The sequence below is a fragment of the Lewinella sp. 4G2 genome (genome assembly GCF_001625015.1).
Lineage (GTDB): Bacteria > Bacteroidota > Bacteroidia > Chitinophagales > Saprospiraceae > Neolewinella.
Map to the genome: position 1 here is coordinate 3,926,734 of NZ_LVWJ02000014.1, position 15,831 is coordinate 3,942,564.

At 53.4% G+C, this 15,831-nt stretch carries 15 protein-coding genes; 10 read left to right on the forward strand and 5 right to left on the reverse strand.

Annotated elements, in window-relative coordinates; genetic code table 11:
* Positions 1 to 124 precede the first annotated feature (124 nt).
* The 3 genes from A3850_RS16090 to truB are packed head-to-tail and all read left to right on the forward strand — an operon-like array spanning position 125 to position 1,452.
* The gene (locus A3850_RS16090) at positions 125 to 352 is read left to right on the forward strand and encodes a DUF433 domain-containing protein (RefSeq protein ID WP_068218788.1); all 228 of its coding nucleotides are present in this window, start codon (positions 125 to 127) and stop codon (positions 350 to 352) included.
* Positions 349 to 714, forward strand: coding sequence for a DUF5615 family PIN-like protein (locus A3850_RS16095; protein ID WP_068218790.1), 366 nt, complete (start codon positions 349 to 351; stop codon positions 712 to 714). The genes A3850_RS16090 and A3850_RS16095 overlap by 4 nt, the downstream gene beginning before the upstream one ends.
* A gap of 15 nt (positions 715 to 729) precedes the next feature.
* Complete coding sequence (gene truB, locus A3850_RS16100; protein WP_068218793.1) at positions 730 to 1,452, forward strand: tRNA pseudouridine(55) synthase TruB; 723 nt, start codon at positions 730 to 732, stop codon at positions 1,450 to 1,452.
* Between the two features lie 132 nt (positions 1,453 to 1,584).
* Here truB and glpK read toward each other — a convergent pair whose 3' ends face one another.
* Positions 1,585 to 3,075, reverse strand: coding sequence for a glycerol kinase GlpK (gene glpK, locus A3850_RS16105; protein ID WP_068218797.1), 1,491 nt, complete (start codon positions 3,073 to 3,075; stop codon positions 1,585 to 1,587).
* 86 nt (positions 3,076 to 3,161) lie between these two features.
* On the opposite strand from glpK, the gene bshC reads away from it, so the two are divergent.
* The 7 genes from bshC to A3850_RS16140 all read left to right on the forward strand — a co-directional run bounded on the left by bshC (position 3,162) and on the right by A3850_RS16140 (position 8,996).
* The gene (gene bshC / locus A3850_RS16110) at positions 3,162 to 4,760 is read left to right on the forward strand and encodes a bacillithiol biosynthesis cysteine-adding enzyme BshC (RefSeq protein WP_068219889.1); all 1,599 of its coding nucleotides are present in this window, start codon (positions 3,162 to 3,164) and stop codon (positions 4,758 to 4,760) included.
* Positions 4,761 to 4,803: 43 nt separating this feature from the next.
* A complete protein-coding gene (gatC, locus tag A3850_RS16115; protein WP_068218800.1) occupies positions 4,804 to 5,100 on the forward strand; it encodes an Asp-tRNA(Asn)/Glu-tRNA(Gln) amidotransferase subunit GatC in 297 nt (98 codons plus the stop codon).
* Between the two features lie 38 nt (positions 5,101 to 5,138).
* Positions 5,139 to 5,870: an ABC transporter ATP-binding protein gene (locus A3850_RS16120; RefSeq protein WP_068218803.1), complete on the forward strand. Its 732-nt coding sequence runs from the start codon at positions 5,139 to 5,141 to the stop codon at positions 5,868 to 5,870.
* 9 nt (positions 5,871 to 5,879) lie between these two features.
* Entirely contained in the window at positions 5,880 to 6,413 is a 534-nt protein-coding gene (locus A3850_RS16125) for a cob(I)yrinic acid a,c-diamide adenosyltransferase (RefSeq protein ID WP_068218806.1), read from the forward strand.
* Between the two features lie 31 nt (positions 6,414 to 6,444).
* Positions 6,445 to 7,329, forward strand: a complete 885-nt coding sequence (locus A3850_RS16130; protein WP_068218809.1) for a 3-hydroxyacyl-CoA dehydrogenase family protein — start codon at positions 6,445 to 6,447, stop codon at positions 7,327 to 7,329.
* Positions 7,329 to 8,144: a 3-deoxy-8-phosphooctulonate synthase gene (kdsA, locus tag A3850_RS16135; protein ID WP_068218812.1), complete on the forward strand. Its 816-nt coding sequence runs from the start codon at positions 7,329 to 7,331 to the stop codon at positions 8,142 to 8,144. The genes A3850_RS16130 and kdsA overlap by 1 nt, the downstream gene beginning before the upstream one ends.
* Positions 8,145 to 8,360: 216 nt before the next feature.
* Complete coding sequence (locus A3850_RS16140) at positions 8,361 to 8,996, forward strand: hypothetical protein (protein ID WP_068218815.1); 636 nt, start codon at positions 8,361 to 8,363, stop codon at positions 8,994 to 8,996.
* 348 nt (positions 8,997 to 9,344) lie between these two features.
* Here the strand turns inward: A3850_RS16140 and A3850_RS16145 are convergent, their stop codons facing one another.
* From A3850_RS16145 to A3850_RS16160, 4 genes are all read right to left on the reverse strand, one after another.
* Positions 9,345 to 9,740: an HIT family protein gene (locus A3850_RS16145; RefSeq protein WP_068218818.1), complete on the reverse strand. Its 396-nt coding sequence runs from the start codon at positions 9,738 to 9,740 to the stop codon at positions 9,345 to 9,347.
* A gap of 3 nt (positions 9,741 to 9,743) precedes the next feature.
* Positions 9,744 to 10,217: a transcription elongation factor GreA gene (gene greA, locus A3850_RS16150; RefSeq protein ID WP_068218822.1), complete on the reverse strand. Its 474-nt coding sequence runs from the start codon at positions 10,215 to 10,217 to the stop codon at positions 9,744 to 9,746.
* 206 nt (positions 10,218 to 10,423) lie between these two features.
* On the reverse strand, positions 10,424 to 11,482 hold the full coding sequence (locus A3850_RS16155) for a PorV/PorQ family protein (RefSeq protein ID WP_068218825.1): 1,059 nt from the start codon (positions 11,480 to 11,482) through the stop codon (positions 10,424 to 10,426).
* A gap of 177 nt (positions 11,483 to 11,659) precedes the next feature.
* Complete coding sequence (locus A3850_RS16160; RefSeq protein ID WP_231915340.1) at positions 11,660 to 15,811, reverse strand: hypothetical protein; 4,152 nt, start codon at positions 15,809 to 15,811, stop codon at positions 11,660 to 11,662.
* Between the last annotated feature and the right edge of the window lie 20 nt (positions 15,812 to 15,831).

Here is a 15,831-nt window from a genome sequence, read left to right on the forward strand (position 1 = left end):
AACTTACCATCAACTAGTGTAAGGGCCGGAAGCGTAATTTGCTTTCGGCCCTTGCTGTTGTCAGGCTGCTCACCCGGCAACTTTGGGAAGACTATCTTCGTTTTGATCCAAAGCTCTTTCAATCATGAATTACCAAGAGAGAATTACCATCGACCCCACCGTTATGCACGGCAAGCCGACAATAAGGAAGATGCGCTTCACGGTCACTCAGATGCTGGAGCTAATTGGAGGTGGCATGACCTTTGAGGAAATTCTTGAAGACTACCCTTTCCTGGAAATTGAAGATATACTTGCCTGCGTTCAGTTTGCCGCAAAGGCTACGGATAGCCGGTCTGCATTCGCGTTTGTATGAAATTTTTAGTTGACACCCAACTTCCGTTCAAGTTGGCCGTGGCTTTGCGCCGGATGGGATTCGAAGCGTCGCATACCACTGATTATAAGAACGGTCATCTTTTGGATGACGAAAAAATCCGTGAAATAGCCATAGAAAATCAGCAGGTGATCATCACTAAGGATGCTGATTTTTTCAATGCCTACATCCTCTTCGGCGCACCACCCAAAGTACTTTATCTAACGTTTGGGAACATCTCCAACAAAGCGTTGCTTACCTACTTTCAAGATCACTTTGAAGCCATATACGATCTGTTCGATGCCGATTCGGAGATCATTGAATTAAGCAGAGCTGGCTATGCAGATCGGACACTCTCTACTTAAGTTGCCAAACAATTAATGGAATTACCTTCACCGACAACCAACGCCGACATCCCCTTCCAATCCGGCGCCCTCCTCCTAGTAGACAAACCAAAAGGCTGGACCAGCTTCGACGTTGTTAATAAACTCCGCTGGAAGATCCGTAAGAAACTAGGCCTCAAGAAATTCAAGGTCGGTCACGCCGGCACGCTGGACCCCATGGCAACCGGCATGCTCAATATCTGCGTGGGCAAATGGACCAAGCGTTTGCAGGAACTGCAGGGTCTGGACAAAACCTACACCGGCACCATCACCCTCGGCGGCACGACGGCGAGCTACGATGCGGAAGAACCGGTTTCAGAAACCTTCCCGACCGAACACATTACAGAAGCAATGATCAAGGAGGCCGCTCAGACGCTCACGGGTGACCTCCAACAGTTGCCCCCCATCTTCTCCGCCATTAAAGTGGATGGGCAGCCGCTTTACAAAAAGGCACGGAAGGGGATCGCGGTGGAAGTCAAACCGAGACCGGTCACCGTACACGAATTCACCATCACGCGAATAGAAATGCCGGAGGTGGATTTCCTTATCAGTTGCTCCAAAGGCACCTACATCCGGAGTCTGGCGCACGATCTAGGCAAATCCCTCAACTCCGGCGGTTACCTCACCGCTTTGCGGAGAACCGTCGTCGGCCCCTACACGGAAGCGAAGATGTGGCAGTTAGAGGATCTGCTGGAAGCTATCGGGGGGCCGGAGGAGTGAAGATCTCCCCTACCCTTTACTTGGTACCTGCGGCAGCGCCTTAATAGTCTGTAGTCTATAGTCTTTAGTCTGTAGTTCGCGGACTACAGACTTTAGACTACAGACTTTAGACTACAGACTGTTGACTGCAGACTACTCCTCCTCCCAAGCCATGCTCCGCTTCACCGCCTTCTGCCAGCCCTTGTACAGCTTTTCCCGTCGCTTATCGGCCATCTCCGGTGTGAAGCGTTTGTCCATTTGCCAGGTGTTGGCGAGGTCTTCTTTGGTCCAAAAGCCAACCGCTAGACCAGCGAACATGGCGGCACCGAGGGCGGTAGTTTCAACCACTTCGGGGCGTTCCACTTTGGTGTCGAGAATGTCAGATTGGAACTGCATCAGGAAGTCGTTGGCGGAAGCGCCGCCGTCCACGCGGAGGGTTTGCAGATCGGCACCGGAGTCTTTTTGCATCGCGTCTAAAACATCGCGTACTTGATAAGCCAGACTTTGCAGCGTCGCCCGCACGATGTGTGCCTTATTGCTACCGCGCGTCAGGCCAAAAATGGCGCCACGTGCGTACATATCCCAATAGGGTGCGCCAAGGCCGGCAAAGGCGGGCACGACGTAAACGCCACCGGTATCATTCACCTTTTTAGCGTAGAATTCTGAATCGGGCGCCTCGTCGATGATCTTCAGGCCATCACGGAGCCACTGGATGGCCGCGCCGGCGATGAACACGGCACCTTCGAGCGCGTAGGTGATCTCACCATCCACTTCCCAGGCGACGGTCGTGAGCAGACCATTTTTACTTTCGACGGCCTCGGTTCCGGTGTTCATTAGCATGAAGCAGCCCGTGCCGAAGGTGTTCTTTGCCTGTCCCTTATCGTAGCAGGCCTGGCCGAAAAGTGCACAGTGTTGGTCGCCACCCATTCCGGCAATTTTGATGGGGGAACTGAAGAGATCGGCAGCGGTTTCTCCGTAGACCTCACTACTTGATTTCACGGTGGGAAGCATGCTCCGAGGGATGTCCAGCTCAGTTAGCATCTTCTCGTCCCACGCTCTTTTTTTGATGTCGAAGAGCATCGTCCGGCCGGCGTTGGTAACGTCCGTTACGTGTTCCTTCCCGCCAGTCAATTTGTAGACCAACCAGGTATCCATCGTGCCGAAAGCCAGTTCGCCGGCTTCCGCGCGGGCGCGGGCGCCTTCTACGTTGTCCAGGATCCACTTGATCTTCGTGCCGGAGAAGTAGGCATCAATAACCAAGCCGGTAGTTTGCTTGACGTGGTCCTCCAGCCCTTTCGCCTTCAGCTGGTCACAGATGCCGGCCGTCCGGCGGTCCTGCCACACGATGGCGTTGTGGATCGGGTTGCCCGTTTTACGGTCCCAAACGAGGGTCGTCTCCCGTTGGTTCGTGATGCCGATGGCGGCTACATCACTCGCCTTCACTTTGGCTTTTGCGAGCACTTCCTGGGTTACGGCGTACTGAGTGCTCCAGATCTCATCGCCGTCGTGCTCCACCCAAGCTGGCTTCGGGTAGATCTGGGTAAACTCCTTCTGGGCAACGGCGACAATGTCACCACCCTTATTAAATAAAATGGCGCGGCAGGAGGTCGTCCCCTGGTCGAGGGCAAGAATAAGTTGTGGCATGATCGATTTTAAGCGTTGAAGACAAGGGCGGTCAACTTTTGCCGGAGGCTTGGGTTTTCCGCGTGACCCGCAAGATAAACCACCCCATGCAGATTGACCGTATTCCCTTTCCCGACGTCCCGCAGTTTTCCGCCAAAGACGTCGCATACGCCACTGCTGATCCCCGCCTAGCCCCTTTTTACAAGTACCCCGTAACCCTTTCCGCCTTCGGCGATGTCATGCAGGACAAGGCAAAGGATGCTACCGATCGGTCGATGCTGGTGGAAGTTCTTCGGCGCCAGTACGCCAAGCTGCCGAATAATAAGCGGGCGCTGACGCAGGTGCAAAGGTTGGGGGACGAGGCCACCTTCACCGTAATTACCGCCCACCAACCGAGCCTCTTCACCGGGCCATTGTACTTCATCTACAAGATTTGCTCGTGCCTCAACCTCGCGGCGCAACTCAACGAAACCTACCCCGAAAACCACGTCGTACCCGTCTTCGTGATGGGTGGGGAGGACCATGATTTCGCCGAGATCAACCACGCTCGCGTCAAAGGAAAGCTGGCCGTTTGGGAAGAAACAGAAGGTGGCTCCGTAGCGGCCATGCCGACGGAAAACCTGTCCGCCGCCATCCAAAAGCTGAAAGACATTTTGGGAGAAGATGCGCTACGCTACGACCCGGTAAAGTCCCTCGTTGCTACCATCGAAAAAGCCTACCTGAACAACGACACGTACGGAGCGGCTACGGTAGAGTTGGTCCACACTCTTTTCGCTAATACCGACCTAGTTGTCGCGGACATGGCTCAACTGGAATTCAAACGAGCCTTCCTCCCCATCATGGAACGGGAACTATTCGAGCAAGTCAGCCAGCCCCTCATCGAGAAGGCGCAGGACGAACTCACCGCAGCGGGCTTCAGCGGGCAGGTGCACGCGCGGGAAATCAATCTTTTCTACCTCAGCCCGGGCCGTCGCGATCGGATTGTCCTGACGGAAAACGGCTACCAGATCAACGATACATCGACCCACTTTTCGGAGGAGGAAATGCGCAAGGAATTACGGGATCACCCCGAGCGCTTCAGCCCTAACGTGGTCATGCGGCCCCTCTTCCAGGAGACGATCTTCCCCAACCTGGCGTATATCGGCGGTGGCGGAGAACTCGCGTACTGGTTAGAGCGGAAGGAGCAATTTGCGGTCTTCAAGCTCAACTTCCCAATGCTCATTCGCCGCAACTCCGTACTGTGGATCGACCCGCGCAGTGGCAAGAAAATTAACCAATTGGGAACCGACTTCCGTGCCTTTTTTCAGCCTACGGATAAGGTCATTAAGGATTACGTTGCCGAACACTCTCGTAATGACCTGAGCCTGGATGAGGCGATGCAGCAAATTGAAACACTTTACGATCAGTTGGCGGCACGGGCTAAGCAAGTCGACCCTACCCTGGAGAAACACGTCCTCGCCATGGGCGCTCACCAGAACAACAAACTGGAGAACCTCGAGGAACGCCTCCGCCGGCGGGAGAAGCGAAAGTATACGGAAGCCGTAGAACGCATTCGATTTGTGCGTAGCCATCTATTCCCTGGCGACAGCCTGCAGGAGCGAAAGGACAATTTTCTGAATCTCTATCTAGACCACGGGCCGGACGTCATTCCCACGCTGATCAGGCACCTCGATCCGCTTACGCCCGGCATGGTGGTGATCCACTAGCTTTCCGTCCCGTTTACAGTTACATTTGTCGAAAACCAATCTGATGCAAGTTGACGATGCTTTAATCTCGCGCTTAGCTAAGCTTTCCCGCCTGGACCCCAGCGCCGCGCAGAGGGAGAAATTGCAACAAGATCTCCGCAACATCCTCGGCATGGTGGCCAAACTGGATGAACTGGAGCTTGATGCGGTGGAGCCCCTTCGCTACGTCACTGGCCAGGAAAACGACTTGCGCCCGGACGAAGTCGGTGAACACATCGACCGCGCCGACGCATTGCGCAACGCACCGGATGCGGACCACGAGGGTGGTTTCTTTCGCGTCCCGCGCGTCATTTCGGAATAGCTTGGCCACTTCTCTTCACGCGTACAACCCGCTTAGCCATGCAACCAGTCATCGACATTAAAGACCTCACCAAGACGTACGTCATGGGGCAAACCAAGGTCCACGCCCTTCGCGGGGTAGACTTGAAGATCAATACCAACGAGTACGTTGCGCTGATGGGGCCATCCGGTTCCGGAAAGTCAACCCTCATGAATTTGCTGGGGTGCCTCGATACCCCTACCAGGGGCAATTACCTACTCGATGGCAAGGACGTCAGCAAGATGGATGATACCGAGCTAGCCAATATCCGTAACGAGAAAATCGGTTTCGTTTTCCAAACCTTCAACCTGCTCCCCCGCCAAACTACGCTGGACAACGTGGCGCTGCCGCTGGTATACGCCGGGGTGGCAAGAAAAGAAAGGGAAGCGCGCGCAAAGCACGTCCTTGATTCCGTAGGACTGGGCGACCGGACGGATCACCGCCCCAATGAATTAAGCGGTGGGCAACGCCAACGCGTAGCGATTGCGCGGGCACTGGTGAATAGCCCCTCCATCATTCTGGCCGATGAGCCGACGGGAAACCTGGATACCAAGACCAGTATTGAGATCATGGAGATCTTCGAGCAGATCCAATCAGATGGTAATACGGTCATCCTCGTCACCCACGAACCAGACATTGCGGAACACGCTCACCGTATCGTCCGCCTGCGGGATGGCCGCGTTGAGGTTGATGAACGGAACACCGAAATCCGCCGCGCCTCCGATCCGGAGCACCGTTACAACCAAGCTTAATCATAGTACATGAAAATTTACACCAAGACTGGTGATAAAGGGCAAACCGGACTCTACTCTGGGAAGCGCATTCCAAAATTCCACGCCCGCGTGGAAGCTTACGGCACCGTTGACGAGCTTAACGCCTTTTTGGGTGCCCTTCGCGACCAGGTCAAACAGGAAAACCTGAAGGCTGAATTACTGGAGCAACAACACCACCTCTTCGCCCTGGGGGCAGCATTAGCCGACGACCGGCCGGGAGAAGCCTACCAACTTCCAGCGGATGCCGCCACCAACCTGGAGGTATTCATGGACCGGATGGATGACGACCTTCCCAAAATGACGCACTTCATCCTCCCCGGAGGGTCACCCGTGCTCAGTAGTTGCCACGTTTGCCGCACAGTTTGCCGACGGGCGGAACGAAGAGTCGTCGAATTAGCCGATACGACTTCAGTTGACCAAAGCGTGTTGATCTACCTCAATCGACTTAGTGATTACTTTTTCGTCCTGTCCCGCCACCTGGCGCAAGTCAATAAGATCGAGGAGATCAAGTGGATTCCTTAACTCGAAAGCCTAACCAAGAACCATTACCCTTATGAATATTTCCGTCATCGGAGCCGGCCAGATGGGTGCCGGAATAGCACAGGTCTTTGCCGTAGCGGGCCACAGGGTCAGCCTGGTTGACATCAGCCAGGACGCGCTCGACCGGGGGCTTGCGGCCATTCACAAAAGTCTGGGTCGTGTCCTGAAAAAGGAGCGCATCACCCAGGCGGAGATGGATGGTGCCCTGGCTAACGTATCCCTCCACTCCGACCTCGGCGCCGGGGTAGCCAATGCGGAACTCGTCATCGAAGCTGCTACCGAGAACGTCGACCTCAAGCTTAAGATCTTCTCCGACCTCTCCCGCTTAGCACCTGCGGCAGCGCCCCTGGCATCGAATACCTCTAGCATCAGTATCACGCGCATTGCCGCCGCTACGGACCGGCCGGAAAAAGTGATTGGCATGCACTTTATGAACCCGGTTCCCATAATGAAACTGGTGGAGGTGATCCGCGGCTACGCAACGGATGATGCCACTACGAAGTTGGTAATGGACTTGAGCGAATCGCTCGGTAAAGTGCCCGTAGAGGTGAAGGATTATCCAGGATTCGTGGCCAATCGCATCCTGATGCCGATGCTAAATGAAGCGATGAATACGTTGTGGGAAGGTGTTGCTGGCGTTAGCGAAATTGACACCGTCATGAAGCTGGGCATGGCGCACCCGATGGGACCGCTGCAATTGGCGGATTACATTGGGCTTGACACCTGTCTCGCCATCCTCCGGGTAATGCAAGATGGTTTCGGACGCGGTCACTACCAACCCTGTCCCCTCCTCGTCAACATGGTGATGGCGGGCAAGCTGGGGCGGAAGTCCGGGGAAGGATTTTACGATTACAGTGGTGGCGGAAAAGAACTCGTCGTCAGCAAAAGCTTCGCTTAATGGATTATAGCGCCCTGCCGAATATTGGCCATCAGGACAGCACCAACTTCTTTTTGATTGCCGGCCCCTGCGCAATTGAGGACGAGCAAACTGCAATGGAGATTGCCGAACGGGTAGCGACCATTGCCGATAAGATGTCCATCCCCTACATTTTCAAAGGAAGTTACCGCAAAGCCAACCGTAGCCGGATCGATAGTTTCACGGGGATTGGCGATGAAAAGGCGCTCAATATATTAGCCAAAGTGGGTCAACGGTTTGGTCTCCCCACCACTACGGATATCCACTCCGACGCCGAGGCTGCCATGGCCGCTCAGTACGTGGACGTGCTACAAATCCCTGCCTTCCTTTGCCGGCAGACCAACCTCATCGTGGCGGCTGCCAATACCGGGAAGGTCGTGAATATTAAGAAGGGGCAGTTCCTTAGCCCGTCTGGAATGGCCCACGCACGGCAAAAAGTGTTAGACTCCGGCAACAACCAAGTTTGGCTGACGGAACGAGGTACCACCTTCGGCTACACGGACCTAGTTGTGGATTTTCGGGGCATCCCGACCATGCGCGATCTCGGAAGCCCCGTGGTAATGGATTGTACGCACTCCCTCCAACAGCCGAACCAGAATAGCGGTGTGACCGGTGGAAAGCCTCATCTAATCGAAACAATCGCCAAGGCAGCGGTCGTGACCGGAGCTGACGGATTATTCATGGAGACCCACCCAAATCCAGCCGTGGCTAAAAGCGATGCCGCTAATATGCTACCGCTTGACCAGCTGGAAGGCATTCTTACTAAACTCGTCCGCGTAAGACAGGCCATCCTCTAACTGCCGATGATCTTCATTGGCGAAAGTAAATTAGTCATCCAAGGCCCAACAGTAATTAGTCCGAAATAGCTGATACTTAGTACGACTTCCGGCACCAACGGGGGTTCTGGGGTGATAAGGCCAAACATTTACCGAATAAGTTGCTTACCTAGTGTGTCAAGCCAAGAGCTCTTCCAGTAAATCAACTGGAGGCCGTCCCTGCGCGACAAGTCACTTATGACGCAGACTTTCGCCTTATTCCCGTTACAGTTAGTTGTTTTCCCCGGAGAACAACTCAATCTCCATGTTTTCGAGCTTCGCTACCGTCAACTCGTAGAGGACGCGGAGCGTAATGACATCACCTGGCTGATTCCCACCATGATTGATGGAACCATTCGCCCCACGGCAACGGAGGTCACCCTGAGCGAGGTCGCCAAGCGTTACCCTACGGGAGAATTTGATATCCATACGATTGGTGGAAGAGTATTCTTCCTGGAGGACTACTGGAAGAAGCTACCTGGCCGACTGTATCCTGGAGGCGAGGCTAGTGAATTGGAGGTGGACCAATCGGAGAACCCCGACATCAATGAGGAAATCATTGAACTAGCCAAGGTGATGTACGCGCGGTTGGGGGTCGATAAAGAGATCAAATCTGTGGAAGAAGGCTTCTCCACCTACGAAATCGGTCACTACGTGGGTTTATCCCTGGAGCAAGAATACCAAATGCTTACCCTCCGTTCAGCCTATCCCCGTCAGACGTTTCTCCTTAATCACATCAAGAAGATTCTGCCTACGGTGGATAGTAACATGGCCATTAAGGAGCGGGCGCAATTAAACGGCCACTTTAAAGAGTTGGTGCCCCCCAAGTTTTAGAGCTTGTTCGGATTTTTGCTTCCTGATAACCAAGCATTTCCGAACCTGGCGTCATCAAAATTTACTTACTTAGCCCGCTAAGCGCGTAAATTTTGATTTAGCCAGAACCGTAAATCATTGATTATCAGTTCTCAAAAATCCCAAACAAGCTCTTAGAAATTGTCCATCAGAATAAGCACAGGACTCAATCCTCGACCGTACTGTAAGATTTACAATCTTTCTTGACACTTCTCAATTAGTGTCTACCGAAATCCACCACTTCCTTGCGTCGACGCGGGTGGGACAATTTGTGCTTGCGGTTCGGAATTTAAGTTCCAATTCTCCAGCTGCGGTCGCCTTTGGTCTAGGTCAAAGACTCACGGCGGCAGCTACTGCATCGGATATTTCAATCATGCGCTCCTGGCTCACCTCTACCGATTTGCCAAAGCGAAAATCATGTTCCGTCGTTACCGGAACCAGGTGAATGTGGGTGTGGGGTACTTCTAGCCCCAAAACACCGACCGCAATACGTTTACAGGGAACTACTGACTTTAGGGCAGTAGCAACCCGCTTGCTGAAAATCATTAAGCCAGATAATTCTTCATCCGTAAGGTCGAAGACGTAGTCCTCTTCTCTCTTGATGATGCATAAGGCATGGCCCTCAACCATTGGCCGTACGTCCAGGAAGGCCAGATAGTCATCTGTCTCCGCTAATTTATAGGCAGGAATTTCGCCGCGGACAATTTTCGTAAAGATGGTGGCCATAGGTTAGATGGTGATGTTCACGATCTCGAACTGAATTGCACCGTTGGGAGTCTTTACCTCCGCGAGATCACCTACTTCCTTTCCGAGGAGCCCCTGGCCCATTGGGCTACTAACGGAGATCTTTTTAGCTTTGAGGTCTGCTTCGGATTCTGCGACTAGTTTGTAAGTCATTTCCGCGTTGTTACGGACGTTCTTTATGGTGACGACGCTCATCACCGTAACCTTACTCGTATCGAGTTGACTGGCATCGAGGACGCGGGCGTTGGCCATTACCTTTTCCAGGCCGTGGATCTTCATTTCCAGCATGCCCTGAGCATCCTTGGCGGCATCGTACTCGGCGTTTTCAGAAAGGTCTCCCTTTTCGCGAGCTTCCCCAATTGCCTTTGCGGCGGCGGCACGGCCGACGGTCTTCAGTTCTTCCAGTTCGGCTTTTAGCTTTTCGTAGCCTTCCGGGGATAAGTATTGTGTTTCAGACATGATGGAACTTTTGCCAAAACCCGCAAATTGTAAGCCTCGTGTGCAGTGTACTTGGACACCGGCCACGTGCAACCATAAGCGGATCAGGTTAGTAAAAACGGAGACGTTCCTACCGATTTGGTAGGAACGTCTCCGTGGTCTATGGATACAAATATAAGGTTGAACGGTTTATTCCAACCGGTGCACCTGATAGTGGATCGAATGATCTAGATGGCGAGGCTTATACCGATGTTATGGGTACCATTGTAGATGCGGGTTGCCCGCCAAGCGTAGTCGAAGCTGATGTTCTTAGAGCGGTCCGCCTTGCTGAAGGGTACGCGAATGGAAGCACCGGCGCTAAGACCGTTGTACAATGGTGATTCAGTCAGTTCATCCGTCTCGAAGTCAGAGCGGTAACCGAGCCGGCCGATGAATTGCTCCCGATAGGCGTACTCTACGCCGGCTCCCAGTTGGTCACGGCTAAAGCTGTTGGCAGTAAAGTTACCCATGACGGTGACACGGTGATCCGCCAGCGCCTCATTCTTGGTCAGCAGGTCGTAGCTGGCACCAATATTCAGGATGGATGGCATCTCGAACGTAGCGGCGCGAATGTCGATCGTCAGATCATCATCACGCCCGGGGTTAGGTGTATCGGTCGCGATAGCCAAGCCCTGTCCCGCGTAGGACATCCGGCTACCTACGTTGCGAAGGCTGACACCAAACTTGAACTCATCATTCTCGCCGGTCACGTACTGCACACCAGCGTCGATGGCGAAGCCAAATGCATTCACATCGGAGGTGCCCTCGCTAACACCGCGAAAGGTAACGCCTACCGATACAGCTTCCTCGAAGGTGTAACTATAGGTAAGGCCAACATTAAGGTAAGAGAGGTTGAGGTCAGCACCGGTTCCGTCGGGAGACGCAGTGGTAGTGATAGGGATATCACCAAAATCGAGGCTATGGATAGAGAAACCAATGGCTCCCCCACCCTTCAGTTGAGAACTAACCCCGATGGCTTGCATGGAAATATCCGTACCCTGAAGGTAATTAGCGTAGCCAACCATGACATTGGTACCCGTTCCACGGCTGACACCGGCGGGGTTGATACGCATTGCCTCAACTCCAAACACATTAGACGTATTGAGGGAGTGCAGACCCGCTGAAGGGGCCCAGGGGTTCATCAGGAGCTGCGCAGCACCCGCCTCACCCTGGCGATCCGGGTTGCCGGCAAAGAGGGTGGCTGAAGAAACCACACAGATAATAAGTAGGTAGTAAAGTCTTTTCATTCTACTAGGATTGTCTGCCAGAGCAGTATAAAGAGGGTAAGTCGTCGCTCACCAGAAAAGTAATGTTAGGCCCCATCGCACGATTGTGGGCAGAGGCAAAAGGAAGTTCCGGAGAGCTGGCCGTGCCGGCTCTCCGGAACAAAGGGCGCCAGGCAAAAGACCTGACGAAGGCTGCCTTTAGAAACCAGCAGGGTCAAATTCACGCTGGATTCCGAAGAACTTGAGCGTACGCTCACCCAAGCCCGGAGCCTCTACGTGAATGAGGTAGACACCACTGGCTACCGGAATTCCACGGTAGTTGTTAAGGTCCCAAGCTAGTGCTGGTGAAACCTGACGCTCACCGAACGGGCGGGCGTCGCCACGGAGGTCCGCAGGGGCTTCGTCACGCTCATACTTGCGGATGAATTTACCATCCAAGCTGTAGATCGTGATGGTAGCTCTCGCCGGCAAGTTGGTGATCTTAATGTCGGTTTGGTTAACACCGTCATCGTAGTTACTGAAGCCGTAGTAGGGGTTCGGCACGACGTTGATCATATCCAGAGCTTGCGATACTTCCTCCTCGTTCAGTTCAGTGCTAGCAGCATTATCAATCGTGAACTGGTAAGTTGGGTAATCGTCATCCTCTCCAAGAACACCCTCCGCCTTGTCAAATTCGCTGTTGACACGGAGCTTGATCCGAACATCATTAGGGATGATACCATCGGCGTAGCTTAGCAGCTCTGCACCAGGGGAAAGCAGCGGGAAGCCAGCCCACGTAACATTACGCAGAACACGCGCCTTGTCACCAAGAGAGTTTCTCGGCTTTAGGCGACCTTCGAGGCGATCACCTCCGTCGTACTCCTGGTCAGTGACGTAGAAGAAATGCTGGGCACCAGCCGGGAAGTTGTACAATGAGAAACGACCCTCGGTGGCAGCAAATGGAATGAAGATATCATCGGATGGGTTCCAGATCATATCGTCCCCGTTGTCGGGTGCAAAACCAAGTTCTGGGTTTTCACCCAGTTGCTGGCCGTCGTATAGGCTGTTTTCACCCCAGAATACTTCAAGGCGGGTGCCGGTTTCTACGTCAATGGCGTACCCTGGGAACCAACCCATACCATTTTCAATATCGGCGTTTTCATCAACGGCAGGAAGCCCATCAGCACCGGCTTCACGAGAAACGCTGGCGTTTGGCTTAGTATCGAAATTACCACGGGTACCGGGGTAAACCAGCTCTCCGTTAACGACAGTACCGTCGTAGAAGTAATTGGCCGTCTCGATGACGGGGCAACGGGACCACATTGACTTATCGGAAGTAAGTACAATATCTACGTTGTTCAAATCCTCCAGAGATAAGCGATCCAGGAACGCCGCTCCAGCGGGTGGAGGTGTGATCCACATTGGAGTAATGAAAGGATCACCACCGATACGCTCCTCAAAGCCCATTAGACGGAAGGGGTAGATACCCTGGAAAACGTTGGAGAGTTCCTGTTCGGGATCCAGCAATTCGAATTGAGACTGTGGTTCTGTATTGACGTAGTTAAACAGTCCATTATCCAAAATGGAAATGTTGGACATTGGATCAAAGCCATCAGGCACGAAGGATAACCAACGCTCCCCGTCAGGATCAGCGTAGGAGATAGAACCACCGATGGCACCGTTTTCATCTCCCGCGCCTGGCTCAGCACCAGGTTCGAGGACATCAGCGATGTCAACGGAGAAGCCAAATTCTGCGATCAATTGCTCGTTTGACTCCGCAATGGTCCGTTCTCCGATGATGGTCTCCGTGTTACAACCGTCAAGGCAGCGTAACATCCAGCGAGCACTACGCTGAAGGGTGCGGCCGGTTGGCGTATCATCAAAGAACTTGATCTCGTACTCACCATTACGGACGCGTAGTGGGTTAACGATGGCGACATCGATCGGGCCAGCACCAGGAGTGTAGTCCAGCTCATCAATAGTCTCCCCAGTGAACTCTGCGGCTTGTTGAATGGCAGTTTCGATCTCATCTTCTGTTTCCTGCGTCAGATTTAGGAAGTTACCGTTGTTGCCCTTACCGGCGAGGCGGGTAATTGGAACAAGATCACCAAACTCAGACATAACATTCTGATCGAGGATCGGGCGGGGAGTTACGGTGTAGTAAGGAAGGCCAGTCAATTCATCACCGACATTACGGCTGGAAGCTTTGTACTGTTGCGGCTGACCTGGTTGGTCAGGATCAAGCGGGTCGTACTCTTTGTAGTTATTGTACCCGTAGGCAATTACGGTGAAGTAGTAGCGGCTGTAATTTACCAGTCCGGTCTCACCACCACTGGCAAATGCATCGTTTTTGATGCTGAGGCTGTGGCGGATACCGTTGTCACCACCAGCTACTTGGAGTTCCGGTGAAAGGAAGGGAACGTCGAAGGGGTTATCATTATCGTCAATGGCACGCCAGTTGAAAATATCCGTCACGCCGTTATCAAGGTCAAAGCGGGCAATTTCACGAACGCGGTCTGGATCATCAATATCAGCGAGTGAAACCGAAGGGCCAGCAAATTGGAATACACGGTAGCCCTCAAAACGGTAGAGGCTGTCAGCGCGACGCAGGACATTGTTTTCATCGAGAATGAACTCTGGAATACCAAGTCCTTCCTCCGTGTAGCTCTCCTTAAAGTTGTTGGAGCGACGGTCGTTAGACAGCAATAGCACGACCTCACGATCAAGTTCCAGTACGTCCACATCTGGAGCATCGGGGCCATCACAAAGGTCGAAACAGTTGTCAAAAAGGCTCTGGGCCAAATCATCCGCAGTTTGGAGACGGCGAATGGAAGGGTTAGGGTAAGACTGATTACCCACCCAGACAGCACCAATGATGAGTTCGTTGACGGCACCGGGCTGCAGCGTAAATGGACCAGAAGCCTGAATGGTACGGCGGTCACCGAAAGGTAGATCCGCGGTTACCATGGAGAAACCATCCGGGTTATCGGGTGCATCTGGGAAGATGTTACGGGTAACTTCACAAGGGGTCTGGTCGTAACCATTACCGGAATTACACAGCGGCGTGCCATCGAGCCAGCGGCCTTGAAGGTAATTGTAGTATTCCTGAGCGTTGTTGGGGTCAGTCGTCGCAGGTGGGGGGTTACCTATACCACCATTATTAATGTAGATAAAGGAGCTCTGACCCAGTTCCACTTCTCCAATGGGATTACCATCATCGTCAAAAATGGGGGCGCGGGGACCACGGAAGTAATCAATACCGAGAAGCGGGATCTCGTCACAATAGGTGGCAACACCGCCATCACAGACACAACCGTCGGCACCGTCCAGCTCATCCTCGTTGTATACGTAGGCCATGGACCGCAGCGTATCAGTACCTACGAAGTCATCTGATGCACAGCCAAGATCAGGGTCTACCCACATGGCGAAGTAGGTATCGAGGATGTCTTCTTCCGCCCGGTTGATCAGCTTGTAGCGCTGGAAGGTCATGTTGTTGATATCATCCGAGGTAGCGTAAGCAAAGGCTTGCACCTGAATCTCCATCCGGATCAGGTTTGTGGTATTGGATTCCCGGTGAATATTACCGGCATCGTTGTAGATCCAGAAGGTCATTTCCTCCGGGAACTGAGGCGTTTCGTTACAACCACGAATCTCAATAATGGGGTAATCACCCTGCGTTGGGTCGTATACACCATCAAGGTCTTCGTCCCAGAAACCCGCCAGACCCTGGTTGGTCGTAGGGAGCTCGAAGCCATTCACCTCAAAGAAGAACGGGTTGCCAGTCGCCGGCCATCCGAGAATATCTTCTGGTACCTGACCGGGATCGAGGTCGCTACCCAGGCTCAGTGCCTCTTCGAAGTCGGCACGGAAATTGCGGATGTTTTCACCGCTAACGGTAAAGAAGCGGTCCCAACGCGCACAGGTATCACGGGAAGTAGTACCCTCATCCGTTAGCGGGCCAGGGTAGTAATCAAAAGCACCGTTGTTACGGCCGTAGGACTGAGCGGCAACTTTAAGTCCGCCACCGGGGTCCGTACCACCGAGCCATACGGCACCGGCGAAAAGGGAACTAACCTCATCCTCACCGGGAGGGGGCTTTGGTACGACGTAACGTCCGTTACGGCCATCCCACCAGACGTCACCACCGGTCGTAAGACGGGCGCGAACGTTGTTGATCTCCATATCCGTCTGGCGGATAGCGTTATCACAGTTATTTCTAAAATCGATGTCCGGGCGGGCCGACTGAGTCGTGGCGGGCTTGTCAGCCAGCGGCGGATTAATTCTGGCTTCGGCCTGAGAAGGAATGAGCATCCCTCCTACTGCCACCAGGCATAACACAAACTGCTTGAGTTGCATGTTGCTACTTTTCATAATTGGATGGGTAGTTCGGA

What these genes read in the sequence shown, in the direction of transcription:
- A3850_RS16125 (WP_068218806.1), top strand. Translation starts at nt 5,880, where the DNA reads ATGAAAATTTACACCAAGACTGGTGATAAAGGGCAAACCGGACTCTAC.
- greA (WP_068218822.1), bottom strand. Translation starts at nt 10,217, where the DNA reads ATGTCTGAAACACAATACTTATCCCCGGAAGGCTACGAAAAGCTAAAA.
- glpK (WP_068218797.1), bottom strand. Translation starts at nt 3,075, where the DNA reads ATGCCACAACTTATTCTTGCCCTCGACCAGGGGACGACCTCCTGCCGC.
- A3850_RS16090 (WP_068218788.1), top strand. Translation starts at nt 125, where the DNA reads ATGAATTACCAAGAGAGAATTACCATCGACCCCACCGTTATGCACGGC.
- A3850_RS16160 (WP_231915340.1), bottom strand. Translation starts at nt 15,811, where the DNA reads ATGAAAAGTAGCAACATGCAACTCAAGCAGTTTGTGTTATGCCTGGTG.
- A3850_RS16155 (WP_068218825.1), bottom strand. Translation starts at nt 11,482, where the DNA reads ATGAAAAGACTTTACTACCTACTTATTATCTGTGTGGTTTCTTCAGCC.
- A3850_RS16140 (WP_068218815.1), top strand. Translation starts at nt 8,361, where the DNA reads ATGACGCAGACTTTCGCCTTATTCCCGTTACAGTTAGTTGTTTTCCCC.
- A3850_RS16145 (WP_068218818.1), bottom strand. Translation starts at nt 9,740, where the DNA reads ATGGCCACCATCTTTACGAAAATTGTCCGCGGCGAAATTCCTGCCTAT.
- truB (WP_068218793.1), top strand. Translation starts at nt 730, where the DNA reads ATGGAATTACCTTCACCGACAACCAACGCCGACATCCCCTTCCAATCC.
- kdsA (WP_068218812.1), top strand. Translation starts at nt 7,329, where the DNA reads ATGGATTATAGCGCCCTGCCGAATATTGGCCATCAGGACAGCACCAAC.
- bshC (WP_068219889.1), top strand. Translation starts at nt 3,162, where the DNA reads ATGCAGATTGACCGTATTCCCTTTCCCGACGTCCCGCAGTTTTCCGCC.
- A3850_RS16120 (WP_068218803.1), top strand. Translation starts at nt 5,139, where the DNA reads ATGCAACCAGTCATCGACATTAAAGACCTCACCAAGACGTACGTCATG.
- A3850_RS16095 (WP_068218790.1), top strand. Translation starts at nt 349, where the DNA reads ATGAAATTTTTAGTTGACACCCAACTTCCGTTCAAGTTGGCCGTGGCT.
- A3850_RS16130 (WP_068218809.1), top strand. Translation starts at nt 6,445, where the DNA reads ATGAATATTTCCGTCATCGGAGCCGGCCAGATGGGTGCCGGAATAGCA.
- gatC (WP_068218800.1), top strand. Translation starts at nt 4,804, where the DNA reads ATGCAAGTTGACGATGCTTTAATCTCGCGCTTAGCTAAGCTTTCCCGC.